At 50.7% G+C, this 15,060-nt stretch carries 9 protein-coding genes and 3 pseudogenes; 6 read left to right on the forward strand and 6 right to left on the reverse strand.

Going from position 1 to position 15,060, the window contains the following annotated elements:
- Nucleotides 1–975, forward strand: a 975-nt coding sequence (locus tag DZ54_RS0106230) for a TolC family outer membrane protein (RefSeq protein WP_025673456.1), incomplete at its 5' end; no start/stop codon positions are given.
- Between the two features lie 109 nt (nucleotides 976–1,084).
- Here the strand turns inward: DZ54_RS0106230 and hldE are convergent.
- Nucleotides 1,085–2,512, reverse strand: coding sequence for a bifunctional D-glycero-beta-D-manno-heptose-7-phosphate kinase/D-glycero-beta-D-manno-heptose 1-phosphate adenylyltransferase HldE (gene hldE, locus DZ54_RS0106235; protein WP_025673457.1), 1,428 nt, complete (start codon nucleotides 2,510–2,512; stop codon nucleotides 1,085–1,087).
- A 199-nt stretch (nucleotides 2,513–2,711) separates the two neighbouring features.
- Here hldE and lpxL point away from each other — a divergent pair.
- A pseudogene (gene lpxL / locus DZ54_RS19580) lies at nucleotides 2,712–3,631 on the forward strand (LpxL/LpxP family Kdo(2)-lipid IV(A) lauroyl/palmitoleoyl acyltransferase).
- Nucleotides 3,632–3,730: 99 nt separating this feature from the next.
- Here lpxL and glnE read toward each other — a convergent pair.
- The 3 genes from glnE to DZ54_RS0106255 form a co-directional block, all read right to left on the reverse strand.
- Nucleotides 3,731–6,586, reverse strand: coding sequence for a bifunctional [glutamate--ammonia ligase]-adenylyl-L-tyrosine phosphorylase/[glutamate--ammonia-ligase] adenylyltransferase (glnE, locus tag DZ54_RS0106245; protein WP_025673458.1), 2,856 nt, complete (start codon nucleotides 6,584–6,586; stop codon nucleotides 3,731–3,733).
- A gap of 96 nt (nucleotides 6,587–6,682) precedes the next feature.
- A complete protein-coding gene (locus DZ54_RS0106250; RefSeq protein ID WP_025673459.1) occupies nucleotides 6,683–8,284 on the reverse strand; it encodes a methyl-accepting chemotaxis protein in 1,602 nt (533 codons plus the stop codon).
- A 370-nt stretch (nucleotides 8,285–8,654) separates the two neighbouring features.
- The gene (locus DZ54_RS0106255; protein ID WP_025673460.1) at nucleotides 8,655–10,178 is read right to left on the reverse strand and encodes a CYTH and CHAD domain-containing protein; all 1,524 of its coding nucleotides are present in this window, start codon (nucleotides 10,176–10,178) and stop codon (nucleotides 8,655–8,657) included.
- A 224-nt stretch (nucleotides 10,179–10,402) separates the two neighbouring features.
- Here DZ54_RS0106255 and DZ54_RS0106260 point away from each other — a divergent pair, with 224 nt between their 5' ends.
- The 4 genes and pseudogenes from DZ54_RS0106260 (at nucleotide 10,403) to DZ54_RS19585 (ending at nucleotide 14,594) form a co-directional block, all read left to right on the forward strand.
- Complete coding sequence (locus tag DZ54_RS0106260; protein WP_025673461.1) at nucleotides 10,403–11,083, forward strand: TIGR00153 family protein; 681 nt, start codon at nucleotides 10,403–10,405, stop codon at nucleotides 11,081–11,083.
- Between the two features lie 28 nt (nucleotides 11,084–11,111).
- Nucleotides 11,112–12,368 carry an inorganic phosphate transporter gene (locus DZ54_RS0106265; protein ID WP_025673462.1) on the forward strand — a complete coding sequence of 419 codons (1,257 nt, stop codon included), beginning with the start codon at nucleotides 11,112–11,114 and terminating at the stop codon, nucleotides 12,366–12,368.
- 127 nt (nucleotides 12,369–12,495) lie between these two features.
- Nucleotides 12,496–13,110, forward strand: coding sequence for a TIGR04211 family SH3 domain-containing protein (locus DZ54_RS0106270; RefSeq protein ID WP_025673463.1), 615 nt, complete (start codon nucleotides 12,496–12,498; stop codon nucleotides 13,108–13,110).
- Between the two features lie 234 nt (nucleotides 13,111–13,344).
- Nucleotides 13,345–14,594: pseudogene (locus DZ54_RS19585) on the forward strand (multifunctional CCA addition/repair protein).
- Between the two features lie 135 nt (nucleotides 14,595–14,729).
- On the opposite strand, the gene DZ54_RS26645 reads toward DZ54_RS19585, so the two are convergent.
- Both DZ54_RS26645 and DZ54_RS24030 read right to left on the reverse strand, forming a co-directional pair.
- Complete coding sequence (locus DZ54_RS26645; RefSeq protein WP_276201982.1) at nucleotides 14,730–14,861, reverse strand: hypothetical protein; 132 nt, start codon at nucleotides 14,859–14,861, stop codon at nucleotides 14,730–14,732.
- A 51-nt stretch (nucleotides 14,862–14,912) separates the two neighbouring features.
- Nucleotides 14,913–15,060: pseudogene (locus DZ54_RS24030) on the reverse strand (transposase); the annotation flags it as partial.

Below are 15,060 nucleotides of genomic sequence, written 5' to 3' on the forward strand. Positions count from 1 at the left end.
GTCAACTTGATGCTGCCTCACGCCGCCCAGACACAGCTGATGCTACGCGTGGCGCAGGCCTATTTTGATGTTCTTCGTGCCATGGACAAGCTCGAATTTATTCAAGCAGAAAAAGCGGCCGTGGGTCGTCAGCTTGAGCAAACCAAGCAACGTTTTGAAGTCGGTTTATCTGCGATTACCGATGTACATGACGCCCAAGCGCAGTTCGACGCCGTGCTCGCCGATGAAATTTTGGCAGAAAACGCACTCACCAACAGCTACGAAGGCTTACGTGAGATCACCGGCCAAGCGCCGAGAGATCTCCGCGTACTGGATAAAGCCCGTTTTAGTGCGAGCAACCCACAGCAGCAACCGGCTGCCTTGGTAAAGACCGCTGAAGAAAAAAATCTGCAGCTACTGGCGAGCCGCATTGCCCGCGACACCGCCAAAGAGCAGATTAAGCTCGCCAAAACAGGGCATCTCCCCACACTGACGTTCAGTGCGCAATACGGGATGACAGATAACGATAATCAGCACAATGATGCTTTCTCGAGTGATTCAAACGAAGGTGCAGCTAGCCTTAACTTTAGCTTACCGCTTTTCACCGGTGGCAGTACCTCCGCCAATGTTGAAAAAGCACAACACGAATATGTCGCCGCCTCGCAGGGTCTAGAGTCCACCTACCGGAGCACAGTAAAAGACGTGCGTGCGTTCTACAACGACATTAATGCCTCCATTGGTGCCCTACGTGCTTATGAACAAACGGTCATTTCTGCTCGTTCAGCACTAGAAGCCACCGAAGCCGGCTTTGAAGTCGGTACCCGTACCATTGTCGATGTGTTAGACGCGACACGCCGTTTGTATGATGCTAACCGTAATTTATCAAACGCGCGTTACGATTACATTTTAAGTCATTTGCGCTTACACCAGGCAGTCGGTACCTTGACTGAGCAAGACTTGCTCGATATTAACCAAGGGCTGGTGAAGCAAGACTAGTCAGTGCGTTGAATCTAAAAAAGGTGCCGCATTGGCACCTTTTTTATGACGGCTCACTTTAAGGGTTTTCGCTTTTATCGCTCATCACGTTCAACGCGGTGATCCATGGTTATTGTCCGCGACGAATCGATTCAATGATCTCGGTGGTTGAGCACCCTTCTTCGAAGTTGAGCACCTTCACCTCGCCGCCATTGGCAAGTACCGCCTCGGCACCGGCAATTTCACTCACTTGGTAGTCTCCGCCTTTCACTAATAAATCTGGCAGTACCGCGCCAATCAGGCGGGCAGGCGTTTCTTCGCCAAAAGGCACCACCCAATCCACGGCGCCAAGACCAGCCAATACTGCCATACGACGATCGGTGGGGTTCACCGGACGGCCTGGTCCTTTTAAACCTTGTACCGACGCATCGGTGTTGACCGCAACAATCAAGCGATCGCCCAGTTTGGCCGCTTCGTTCAAATAGGCGACATGACCGGCATGCAAAATATCGAAGCAACCATTGGTCATCACCACTTTTTCACCGCGCCCTTGGGCAACCTTGACCGCTTCGATCAATGGCGACTCTGTAGTGACCCCAAAGCCGGATTCGTGCGAACCGTGGACGGCTTCGGTTAATTCAATGGTAGAGAGAGTTGAAGTACCCAGTTTACCCACCACCACACCGGCAGCGGCATTGGCAAGCGCACAGGCTTGCTCGATGGGTTTGCCGGCGGCAAGTGAGGCTGCGAGTACTGAAATGACGGTATCACCCGCACCGGTGACGTCATACACTTCTTTTGCCAGCGTCGGCAGGTTGAGCGGCGCGGCATCAGGACGAAGTAGTGTCATCCCTTGTTCACTGCGCGTAACCAACAACGCACCCAGCTCATAGCGTTCAATCAGCGCCAAGCCTTTTTCTTCCAAACTTTGATCGTCGGTCACCGTACCAGCGACGGCTTCAAACTCGGTCAGATTTGGGGTGAGCAGACTGGCGCCACGATAGCGTTCAAAGTCCGTTCCTTTCGGATCCACCAAGGTAGTCACGCCGGCTTTATTCGCCGCTTGGATCAGTGATTGTACTTGCGCCAGCGCGCCTTTGGCATAATCCGATAAGATCATCGCCTGCGCCTTGGGTAATGCCGCTTCTACCTTGGCGAACATCGGGGTGAGATCCACCCCCGCAAACCCTTCTTCGAAATCTAACCGGATCAACTGCTGATTACGGCTCATCACCCGTAACTTGGTAATCGTCGGGTGAGAGTCCAGTGCAACAAAATCGCAATTAACGTGCAAAGAATCCAGGGTTTGAGTGAGCGCATCCGCTTGTTCATCCTTCCCTGTTAAGCCAATTAACTGGGTATGCCCTCCTAAGGCAGCAATGTTCATGGCCACGTTAGCCGCCCCACCAGGGCGCTCTTCCGTTTGATTGATTTTGACCACTGGCACGGGCGCTTCTGGTGATATACGTCCGGTTGGGCCATACCAATAGCGGTCAAGCATCACATCACCGACGACCAGGACATTAGCTTGGTTATAATCAGGAAGGCTGAGTTTCATCTGGATCTCCGAATACTGTCGTTACCGAGCGATAATAGCATAGCCAAAAAGCAAATGGGGGCGCGTGCTGGCCTACGCTGCGCACAATCTCAACATCCGCCTGATAGACAAGCACAGGACAGTCTCCGTAATTTACTTTACAATGCAGCGCGTGCCTGACGGCCCGTTCTATTTTCTGTTTTCACGAGTCATTAACGCTATGAGCGATTTTTCACCGCCCAAATTTCAAATTGGATTTCTTCACCCTCGCTATCTCCACACTTGGCTTGGCGTGGGGCTAATGTACTTGGCCAGCTGGCTTCCCTATCGCATTCAATTTTACGCAGGACGTGGGTTAGGTCGACTAATGCATATGTTCATGAAGCGGCGCGTATATATCGCCGACCGTAATCTGGCGTTATGTTTCCCGGAAATGAGCCTGCTTCGCGCCAAGCGATGGTGAAAGAAAACTTCGCTAACTCTGGTTTGGCCCTTTTCGAAACCTGTATGGCCTGGTTTTGGCCTTCTTGGCGCATCAAAAAGCATATGGTGTATGAGGGGCTGGATATCTTGCACCAATTAGAGTCAGAGCATAAAGGGGCGCTCGTTATCGCGGTGCACTCGATGAACTTAGAGCTGGGCGCGCGCAGCTTAGGTGAAGTCACGCCAGGCGTCGGCGTGTATCGCCCTAATAATAACCCTGTTTATGATTGGTTCCAGCTCCGTGGCCGAACACGACACAATGGCGCGATTGACAGAAAAGACGTTAAAGCGATGATCCATCATCTCAAGCAAGGCGATAGGGTGTGGTATGCACCAGATCATGACTATGGCCGACGCCGTTCAGCCTTTGCGCCATTATTCGCGGTGGATAAAGCGTGCACCACGACAGGGACGAGCTTACTCGCGCAGGCAGGTCATGCAGTGGTCGTGCCGTTCTCTATTGTGAGATCGCGACGCGGTGGGCAGTACCGGGTAACCATCCACCCTCCTATCCAAGATTTCCCCAAAGATACCCATGCGGCTACCGTCGTTACCAATCAAGCGGTTGAGCGTTTAATTTTGCAAGCGCCGGAACAATATATGTGGTTACATCGCCGCTTTAAAACGCGTCCAGAGGGCGAACCCTCGCTTTATTGAGCACCGCTACTTTGCTTTATCCCGATCCAAACTGTCGAATAGCAGCTCAACATGGGGCCAGCACCTCTGGCCCCAGCATAGCGCACCATGATTGACTGACTACGCCTTATCTCCCGCTAACCATTGTTGCCAGGCTTGCGTCACGGCATCTCGTTCCTCTAAGAATGCACTGGCTTCGACCTTGCCACTCTCTCCAGCCAAGTGGCTTCGATGCAAGGCATTTCGCATGCGGGTATATGCCGATTTCAGGCGCTCGGCTTGCTCAGCCGGCATCACATTAAGCTCACCGGCTTGCTCAAAAATCCGCGCATTGTCACTGTAGCGGGTCAATGCGGGCTGCTGCTCGCTATATCGCAACACCAGGTATTGAGCCAAAAACTCAATGTCAGTGATCCCACCGCTGTCCTGCTTAATCGAAAAGACCGTATGATCGCCCGTCGCTTTGTGTTGGCGCATTTTTTCACGCATGCCACTGACTTGTTCGCGCAGCTTTTCCGGTTCCCGCAAGGTCGCTAAAATGCGATGCCGCACCTGTGTGAATCCAGATTCAAGGTCGGGATCGCCGTAAATCATTCGCGCTCGAACCAACGCTTGATGCTCCCATGTCCAAGCTTCTGTCTGTTGGTATTCGGCATAAGCATCTAAGGTGCTGACCAGCATGCCTGAGGTGCCGGACGGGCGTAAGCGGGTGTCGATTTCATACAAGACGCCAGACGGTGTTCGGGTGGAAAAAAGATGCACAATGCGCTGCGCTAACCGTAGGTAAAACTGCCGACCGTCGATCACTTTCCGGCCATCGGTTTCCACATCAGTGGGACAGTCATGTAGAAACACCACATCCAAGTCGGAGTTATATCCTAACTCCCATCCGCCCAGTTTTCCGTAACCAACCACCGCAAACCCACGGCCATCACGATCGGCCAGATGGGTCGGCTGCCCATATTTATCGACCATTTGATGCCAAGCTTGGTTAACCACCGCTTCGATAATCGCTTCCGCCAAGTAAGTCAGATGATCGCTCACCCGCATCACCGGTAAGACACCGGCGATATCGGCGGCGGCAATTTTTAATAGCTGAGTTTGCTTAAACTGACGTACCGCCTCCATCTGCTGCTCCATATCCTCAACCGGGATTCGAGCAAGATAATCTCGCAATTCGCTGTGGTACGCATCGGGCGCGAGGGGTTGATACAAGTGAGTCAGATCTAGCAGCTCATCCAATAGTAAGGGATAGCGCGCCAGCTTTTCCGCCACCATGGGGCTGGCGGTACAAAGCCGAAGGACTTGGTCAATGGCCCCTGGATGTTCATCCAATAGCTCTAAATAGGTTGTTCGCGTAGCAATATTCAATAACAAATGGGTGATATGCGGCAGAACCTGTTGCGGCTCAGGCAAGGTTAATAATTTACTTAACAATACCGGCATCAGACGATTAACGACCTCGCGTCCGCGCGGGCCGACCGTCCGTTTCGCCAGCTCTTGCTTAAACGCTAATAATTGTTCGGCAATATTCGTCTCCAGCACATCAAGCCCGGAGAGGATCAATTTAGTGTTGCCGATATCGCGCGCCATCGCCCATAGATCGTGATACTCACTGTCGACATCCGTTTCGCTATCTTGCTCATCTTCGCCAATTAAACCAGAAAAAATCTGATTCACCGCCTGCATGTGTCGCGCTATCTCCGCGTGTAAACTCGCCCAGTCTTTGGTTCCCATGGCAAGGGAGAGGCGCTCACGGTCAAGGGCGTTATCGGGCAACGTCTGGGTTTGTTTATCGTCAATGGCTTGCAATAGGTTCTCGACCCGACGCAAATAGCAATAGGCGATCTTTAATTGACTCACCTCAGACGCTGGCAGTAGCCCTAACTCTTCTATCGCATCGAGCGTTTCCAATAAGCCGCGTTGCCGTAAACTCGGCTCTCGTCCACCGCGAATGAGTTGGAAGGATTGAGCAATAAATTCAATTTCTCGAATGCCCCCCGCGCCAAGTTTAATGTTGTCGGTGAGTCCACGCCGGCGCACCTCGCGCTGAATTAACTGCTTCATCCGTCGTAAAGCTTGTATCGCGCTAAAATCGATATAGCGCCGAAAAACAAAAGGACGCAGCATTTGTCTGAGGGTTTGATAGCAGTCGTATTGCTCTTTACCCATCACTCGGGCTTTGATCATGGCGTACCGCTCCCAATCACGCCCTTGTTCTTGGTAGTAATCCTCCAGTGCAGAAAAGCTCATCACTAAAGGGCCACTGTCGCCAAATGGGCGCAATCGCATATCAACGCGATAGCAAAAACCGTCCATCGTCGGTTGGTCGAGTGCTTTTATCAATCTTTGCCCGAGGCGAGTAAAAAATTGGGCATTAGCAATACTGCGCCTGGCCCCTTGGGTTTCACCATTTTCTGGGTAAGTGAAAATCAAATCGATATCAGAGGAAAAGTTGAGCTCACCCCCTCCTAGCTTCCCCATACCCAAGATCAACATAGGCTGGGGCTCGCCATCGGGGCTCATTGGCGTGCCCCAATCATGACAACAACGCTGATATAACCAGTGATAAGCACTGAGGATCTGTGCTTCAGCCAAGGCCGACAAATGCTGTAAACTCGCTTCCACTGGCCATTGCTGATGAATGTCGCACCAGGCAATCCAGACAAGCTCGCGTTGCCGACACAGACGAAGCTGACGATGAAACGCGTGCTCATCCTCAACCTCCTCTAACGCCGCCAGTAGTTCCGGCTGATAGCAAGCCTCGCGTGACACGTCACGGTGATGTTGGTATAGCCATTCCAACAGTCCGTCAGTTTGCGCTAACGCAGAGGCAAAAAAATCGCTACAGACCAACGCCTTTTCTAACTGGTCGCGAGCTGGTCCTTGCCATTGGTCGAGTGCTTGGGGAGCGAATTCAGCCAATTGGGTCCAATACTGATTCAGATTGGCAGAAAGAGAGTCAGACAACACCATGGGCATTCCTTTTAATAGATCCTAGTTTGACACTAACAAAAACGGCTCACTAATGCAGCGAGCCGTTGTCTTTATAGGAAAGTGAATGTGCGACGGTTACACTTTAAAGGCATCGATCTTATCTTTGAGTGACTGAGCGCTTTGCTCCACCATTTCGGCCGTTTCGTGAAGTTCGCCCATCACCGTCACTGACGCTTGAACCAAGTCTTTTACATTGGTCAGGTTTTGATTCATTTCACCCGCCACCGACGCTTGTTGCTCTGCCGACGAGGCAATTTGGAAGTTCATATCATTCAGTGATTGAATTTGAGTCACAATTTGTTCCAACTCGCCACCTGCTTGGCTCACGGATTCCACCCCAGCACTGGCTTCCGTCACGCTCCTATCCATCAACCCTACAGCTTTTTGCGCACTTTGCTGCAGTTGGGTAATCATCTCTTGAATTTCAACCGTTGCTTCTTGGGTGTGTTGTGCCAGTTTGCGCACTTCGTCAGCCACAACCGCAAAGCCACGCCCGGTATCACCAGCTCGGGCCGCTTCAATTGCCGCGTTGAGTGCCAAGAGGTTGGTTTGCTCTGATATGCCTTGGATGGTCACCACCACAGTACCGATTTTCTCCACTTGGGCGTCGACCTGGCCGACCACTTGTGATGATTCGCTAATGTCATTTGAAAGTGCATTGATCGTGTTAATGGTGCTGCTTACGTGCGCCTGGCCGCTTCTGGCTTGCTGGCTTGAGCTTTCGGTCGCTTTGGCCGCTTCCCGGGTATGCTCTGCCACGGTTTGCACAGTCGCACTCATTTCACTCATGGCTGATGCCAGCTGATCCATTTCATCGAACTGCTCTTTCGACGACTCCTTGGTTTCCGACATGCTGATGGTCATGATCTCAGCAAGAGAAGACAGATCGTCTGACGCTTGTCGCTGCGCTTGAATCACGTCGACCAATTGCCGACGAGAGGTTTCAAGCTCTCGCGCGAGATCACCAAATTCGTCTTGGCTATTCATTTCAATTGGCTCACTCAAATCACGGTTCGCCAACGCACGAATTCTATCGGTCAGGTAGTTAATTTGGCGCAGCATGATATTAGACCCGCACAGCAAGATCACCATAAAAGAGACGATCATTACCGCAGTCTGCCAAGCCACTTTGACCATATAGTCTTTATAATACGCTTGGGCTTGTGACGTGGGTTGAGACGCCACTAACCACCAGTCACTATTGCCCACAGGCACCGCATATCCATGCCGCCCGCCATCGTAGACGGTGTAACTGAACGACTGCGACTGATTGAGAAACAGCTCAGTAATATCAGTGCCTGAGGTATCATCAGGCACACGCAGTTGATCAAATTGGCGCATAGATGGATGCGCCCAGATCTGGCGAGTGTCGCCATTGACCAAAAACAGATAAGCCCCTTCACTAAACTCATTGTTCATGGTATCGACCGCCTCTCGCATCAGACGCTCTCCGTCGGGTTGCTCGATCAACGTGCTGGTCATTGCGGCACTAGAACGGGCAAGCTCTTGGGTCTGACTCAGAGTGAAATCAATCACAGATTGGCGAAAGGTATTGGCGTCCCACATTTGCTTGCCGACCAGAATAATGGTGCTAAAGACCATCAGAATCACAAGTTTTGGGATCAAGCGCAGCTTGGTGACGGGTTTTTCCCACGCATAGAAGGTATGTTTAGCCATAATCCTGAAAGCTCCATGACCGCTATCAAGCCAACTGAGTGACCAAAAAAACGGGTGATTATTGATACTGAGTGATGTTATATCGGCAAACACCACACTGGCTGAATCCTTGTTTACCGTATTTGTGAAATTTGCCCACAAACAATGTCCATAATGATAACTTAGTCAAATTATCATATGACGCATTGGTCGTTTATAACGCAAACGTCATCAACACAGGTTGATCTTGGTTGGGTTTTCACCGAATCACTCGAGACTAAGGCACAGTGTATGATGCGTACATACGCATCTAATTTGCATAAACGATCTCACTAAAAAAGCAGCCATCAGGCTGCTTTTTGCTTTCTCTTTCACGCTTTCTTAGCGTCGCTTATTCTTGCCAATAAGGCGTGAGACGTAACCCTGTTTGACGGCTTTGCGTCATCGCATGAAAAAGCGAGTCTTCTTTTCTTGCTAGCCACTTTTCCGCTTGCTGCTTATCGTCGTCATCGTCAATCTCGGCGACCAAGACGCGTACTGGCTCGAGTAACCGGAGCTCCTCGATGCCTTGCAGTAAATCTAGCCAAGGCAGTCGGAAGGCTTTACGACGACTTTTATCAAAGAGTGACGCCAAACAAGTCCCTAGCACCAAGTTACGCTGTAGACGTGGGGACTGATCAAAATATTCATGCCGAGTCAGTGTTTTATTCTCGTCAAAAGCATCAAGTAATTCATGCCAGGACTCAGGCAATGCTTTGTCGGCCAAGGTTTGAATCGGTTGGGCCAGTTTATCCGCTGCTTTTTCATCTAAAAACGGCTGCCAACCTTTAGAGAGAATCCAACGACTTAAATCAAGCAGTAAGTTGCAGTAGCGAGAGGAATGAAGTAACGACACGATATCTTCGCGCTCTGGTAACTGAGTTTGCTTAGCTTTCAACGCTTTGACCATGATTTTACGGGCATTGAGCTTGCGCAGGTATTGGCCTTTATCTTCACACAAACGTGCGTTCGCCCACGCATTATCCAGCCAAGCGAGTTCGCCATCAAACCACTGCAACTCTTGACGCAATAACGTGCTCGCTCGTCTCGGCACCACGCTGCCGAACAGCACAAAAGCTTGACGGATCAGTAGCACCGCATAGCGAATTTCCTGCAGCGCATCCAGCGACTCTCGCTCAATGTAGATTTGTTCGTGGTAATGCCAGTGACTGAGCGCATGCTCAAGAATTCGAATCAGCGCTTTCTCTTGCGTATCATCAGCACCCAGTTTCACGATGGATAGGGGTTTGACCGGATCACCCTGATAGCCCGTGGCTAAGCGATAGCCTCGCGCCGCTTTGCTCAAGTTTCCTAATCGCAGTCCCCCCTCATCGGCAAGGTTGCGCGCCAATGAAAACAAGGCATCGGTTTGGCCCGAAATCAGTTCTAACTCGACCTCAGAAATCACATCCTTATTACCGGCTTCGGTGGAGACTTCTCCCTGATCACTGGCCAGCTCAATTTGACTCCCGTCATCGGTGGCCAATAACCACTGCTGGCGGACAAAGTCGGTAGAAAAGAGCGGCTGAATCGATTGACTCAATGCATCAACATCAAGGCTATCGGGCCATGCATCGACCGGGATCAAAGAAAGGTCCGGCTCAGGTCCATTAAGCTCAGCGTTGTATTCTGGACGCTGATGTAGCCCAGCCACCACTCGGCCAGCGGTTTTGAGCGTTTGAATATAAACACCATCAAAACAACGCACACGCAAGCCGATATCGTGTTTGCGTAGGATAAAATCTGGCGTATCGAAGTAGATGTTGCCCAGCTCACGCTGGCTCTGTTGTAGCTGCTTTACACTGACGATCTTATCGCGGATGCGGTGAGGAAAGTCAGAAGAGACAAAAAATTTGAGCTCTATCTCAGTGTCCATACGGGTACCTATAGCCAATTGCCTGACAAGGATATGAACAATTGATCTTGTCGGCAAGGACTATAACAACCAGTATTGATCAAACGCACTGCGGCATAGATCACAAAAGCTGTTTCTTTAGCCAATGTTCTGCGCTACCATTCGCCGCTCCGATATATCATCGTTGAACGTTTGGCCTCCACTCTTAGCCCTTTGGGCGTGAGGCAACCAGGTAGATTACGGCTATGCCAGTCAATACAATTGTTGGGCTATTCGCAAAAAGCCCCATTAAACCTCTGCAACGCCACGTCAATCGTGTAAATGATTGTTGTGAATTACTGATCCCGTTTTTTCATGCTTGCGAGCAGCAAGACTGGGAAAAGGCAAATCAACTCCGTCACCAAATCTCCGAGATAGAGAAAGACGCTGACACCCTGAAGCGCAATATCCGGCTCAAGCTGCCCCGTGGTTTGTTTATGCCCGTTGATCGGACAGACATGCTCGAGCTACTGACGCAGCAAGATAAATTGGCAAACTTGTCCAAGGATATTGCCGGCCGTGTGATCGGTCGCCAGCTTCGTATGCCCCCGACAATGAACACCGCTTTCATTGCTTATGTACAACGGTGCCTAGATGCAGCCGCTCAAGCACGCCGGGTGATCAATGAACTCGAAGAGCTGCTTGAGACTGGATTTAAAGGACGCGAAGTCACCTTAGTGGCCGAAATGATTCATCAGTTGGATATGATTGAGGATGATACTGACTCAATGCAAATCCAGCTTCGCCAGGCATTGATGGCTGTGGAACAGGAGTACAACCCTGTCGACGTCATGTTCTTGTACAAAATCCTCGAGTGGGTCGGCGAAATTGCTGATCAAGCGCAACGTGTTGGTGCGCGCTTAGAGGTCATGCTTTCCCGTTCCTAACCGAGTGATGTAACAACAAGGTATTACAATGGAAATCCTGATGAATCACGGGACCATTCTTATTATGGTCGCCGCGGCTTTTGGTTTTTTAATGGCGATTGGTATTGGTGCCAATGATGTCGCCAATGCGATGGGGACCTCTGTCGGCTCCAAAGCGCTCACCATCAAGCAAGCCATTATTGTTGCGATGATTTTTGAATTTGCCGGCGCCTATTTAGCCGGCGGTGAAGTCACAGATACGATTAGAAAAGGGGTTATCGATACCAGCTTCTATGCCGATCAACCTTTAGAGTTAGTCTTTGGTATGATGTCAGCCCTCCTCGCCGCCGGCACATGGCTGCTCCTGGCCTCCTATATGGGCTGGCCGGTCTCCACCACTCATTCGATTATCGGTGCGATCATTGGCTTTGCTTGCCTATCGGTTGGCTCTGAAGCTGTCGATTGGCATACCGTGCAAAGCATCGTTGGCAGTTGGGTGATCACCCCCTTTATCTCCGGCCTTTTTGCCTACTTTATCTTTCTCAGTGCCAAACGCCTCATTTTGACATCCGACCGTCCCGTACTCAATGCGAAACGTTTTGTCCCCATTTATATGTTTTTCACCGCGTTTATTATTGCGATGGTGACGATCAAAAAAGGGCTCAAGCATGTTGGCTTGCATTTGACCACACTAGAGTCAGTCAGTGCTTCCATTGTGCTGTCCGCGTTGGTGATGTTTTTTGGCGTGTATTACATCTCCAGAAAGTATCGGGGCGATGAGAGCCAAGGCTTTCATGGTGTTGAGCGTATATTCAGCTTACTCATGGTGGTCACGGCATGTGCTATGGCCTTCGCGCATGGCTCAAACGACGTTGCCAATGCAATTGGCCCATTGTCAGCCATTGTCGCGACCGTGCAAAACCTCGGTGCTGTGGCAGAAAAAGCACACATTGCTTGGTGGATCCTTCCCATGGGCGGTGCCGGTATTGTGATCGGCCTCGCGACCTTGGGACATCGCGTGATGGCGACCGTTGGCTCAGGAATTACCGAACTGACACCCAGTCGCGGATTTGCGGCACAATTAGCCACCGCGAGCACAGTCGTTTTAGCCTCGGGAACGGGCTTGCCGATCTCGACCACGCAAACATTGGTTGGTGGTGTTCTGGGTGTTGGGTTTGCCAGAGGCATTGCGGCACTCAATCTAGGTGTGGTGCGCAATATTGTCGCCTCGTGGCTAATAACCCTCCCCGCAGGCGCATTGTTGGCAGTGATCTTTTACGAAGTGATGGCCACCTTATTTATTTAACCGTCGGCAGCGATGTTAAATCACAGTCAAAAAAAAGGGGGCATGGCTCCCCTTTCTTTTTAGCCTATGGCACTATGCCTAGCAAAGCCGATGTGTCCCACACTAAATAATGCAAAGGACCCCAGACGTGAAACACCTGTATTCTGCTCTCATATTGCTATTCGTTCTCGTTACCGCGCCGCAAGCAATGGCGGAGAACTATATTTCTGATGAATTATTTACCTATATGCACTCTGGCCCTGGTACACAATATCGCATTATCGGCAGTGTTGATGCCGGTGATAAAATCACCGTACTCAAGCGCGATCAAAGTGAGGGCTATGCGCAAATTGTCGATAGTCGCGGCCGTAAAGGCTGGGTAAAAAGTGACTATGTCACCACACAACCTGGCTTGAAAGAGCGCGTGCCAGCGCTGAAAGCAGAGCTGAAAAAGGTGAAGACGGCCTTATCGAGCGCACAAGATGATGCCAAAGCGCAACAAAAAGGATTGGTCGAATCGCTCAAAAAGCGTAATGCGCAAATCGAGAAGCTAGAAACACACAGCAGTGAACTCAATAAAAAGTTGATTGATGCACAAAATGAAATTCGCGCGTTGCGTGCCAAAATTGATACGCAAAAAGATGACTTATTAATGCGCTGGTTCACTTACGGGGGCATGGTAGCCGGAGCCGGCCTACTGTTCGGCCTTGTGCTACCGCATATCATTCCACGTAAAAAGCGTCGCCGTGACGGTTGGGCGTAATAATTATCTGATATAGGCTGCGTTTGCAGCCTATTTTCTTTTAGGCCTGCCCACTTTTTGTATCCCCCTCGTTTTATCCAGGTTTTTTTTACTCTCGGCATGATTTATTTGCCATCCTGCCATAACCATCATCGGCACACGGTGGGCGTGCTGCTACGCTATATGTATACTTCAGTCATGAGATGACACAGACCCTTTGCTGTGTCTTCACTTTCTGCAATCAAGGAGCTTTTTGTGAAACACTATCTTGTCGGCGGCGCGGTACGCGATGCGTTGTTAGGCTTACCGGTCATGGACAAAGATTGGGTCGTGGTGGGCGCGACAGTGAAGCAAATGCAAACCACAGGCTATCAGCAAGTAGGCCAGGACTTCCCCGTCTTTTTGCATCCTAAAACGCATGAAGAATACGCATTAGCACGCACAGAACGTAAGTCAGGCCAAGGCTACACCGGTTTTGTGTGTGACTTTTCACCGGATATCTCGTTAGAGGCCGATTTGCAGCGGCGCGATCTCACCATCAACGCCATTGCCCAAGATGAAGATGGCACCTTGATTGATCCTTATGGTGGCCAGCAAGATTTACAAAATCGAATTTTGCGCCATGTCTCACCCGCCTTTAGCGAAGACCCGTTGCGTGTGCTACGCGTCGCTCGTTTCGCTGCCCGCTTTGCGCACCTTGGTTTTACCCTCGCCGACAATACACTGGCGTTAATGAAGCAGATGGTCGCCAATGATGAACTGGCGCACCTGACCCCTGAGCGCGTGTGGCGCGAGTGGGAAAAATCACTCAGTAGCGAGCGGCCGGATGTCTTTATTTCCGCGCTCAGAGCCTGTGGGGCGTTAGCGGTGGTCATGCCTGAAATAGATGCACTTTACGGTGTCCCTAACCCAGCGAACTGGCACCCCGAAGTAGACACAGGCATTCACACTGAAATGGTAAGCCGCTATGCTGCCTCATTAACCGATGACCCATTCATCCGCTTTGCTGCACAAGTGCATGATCTTGGTAAAGCCCTCACCCCAGCATCGATTCTGCCCGGCCACCGCGGTCACGGCGATCGAGGACTACCGGTGATCAAAGCGTTGTGCGGACGGCTTAAAATCCCAAATCAATATCGGGATTTAGCCTCGAGGTCAGTGCGCATCACTCAAAGATCCATAAATGCGAGCAGTTAAGTCCTGAACACTGGGTCGCGCTGTTTAATCAACTCGATGCGTGGCGAAAGCCTGAGCGGGTCGAGCAATTAGCGCTGGCGTGTTTGGCCGATGTTCGCGGTCGTAAAGGGCGAGAAAACTATCATTATCCGCAGGCCGATGCATTGCGTGAGCGGTTTGCCTGTGCGCAAAAAGTGGATGTAAAACCCATTGTCGATGCAGGATTCAAAGGCGCCGCCATTCGTGATGAGCTTCATCGTCGCCGCATTCAGGCGATTGCGGCATGCCCGGCACCTGCTTGTCCAGACGCTGTTAGCGCGTCGCGTTAATGGAATATGACTTTCCGAACAATCACAATCACCAAAGCCACAGATAACCGGTTGATAAAAAAACCGACCACTAAAAAGGGGCCGGTTTTCTCGGTAGGATGTCGTGTCTGATAAGGTATGGCGAGATAAAAAGGATTACATCGCAGAAACGGGCATGTTCACGGATTGAGACGAGGCGAGCATCACTTGGTTACGGCCACGGTGCTTGGCGCGATACATCAGTAAATCTGCCGCATGAATCAAAGCATCGAGCTCTAACGATGCCATATCATCGGTCACATCACTAGGGCGTGTTGATCTTTGCTGTACACATTTTATTCAGCAATACATCGGCAGCCACATTATAGTAAACGCCAGTGATACCATACTGGCGTAATTTCTTGCTAACTTATCATATCTCGTTGATATTGCTCGGAAGTGCTTAATCCTCGCGAAGCATTCTCAACTAAATGTCGATACTTATAGA

Source organism: Salinivibrio socompensis S35, from assembly GCF_000513715.1.
Classification (GTDB): Bacteria; Pseudomonadota; Gammaproteobacteria; order Enterobacterales; family Vibrionaceae; genus Salinivibrio; species Salinivibrio socompensis.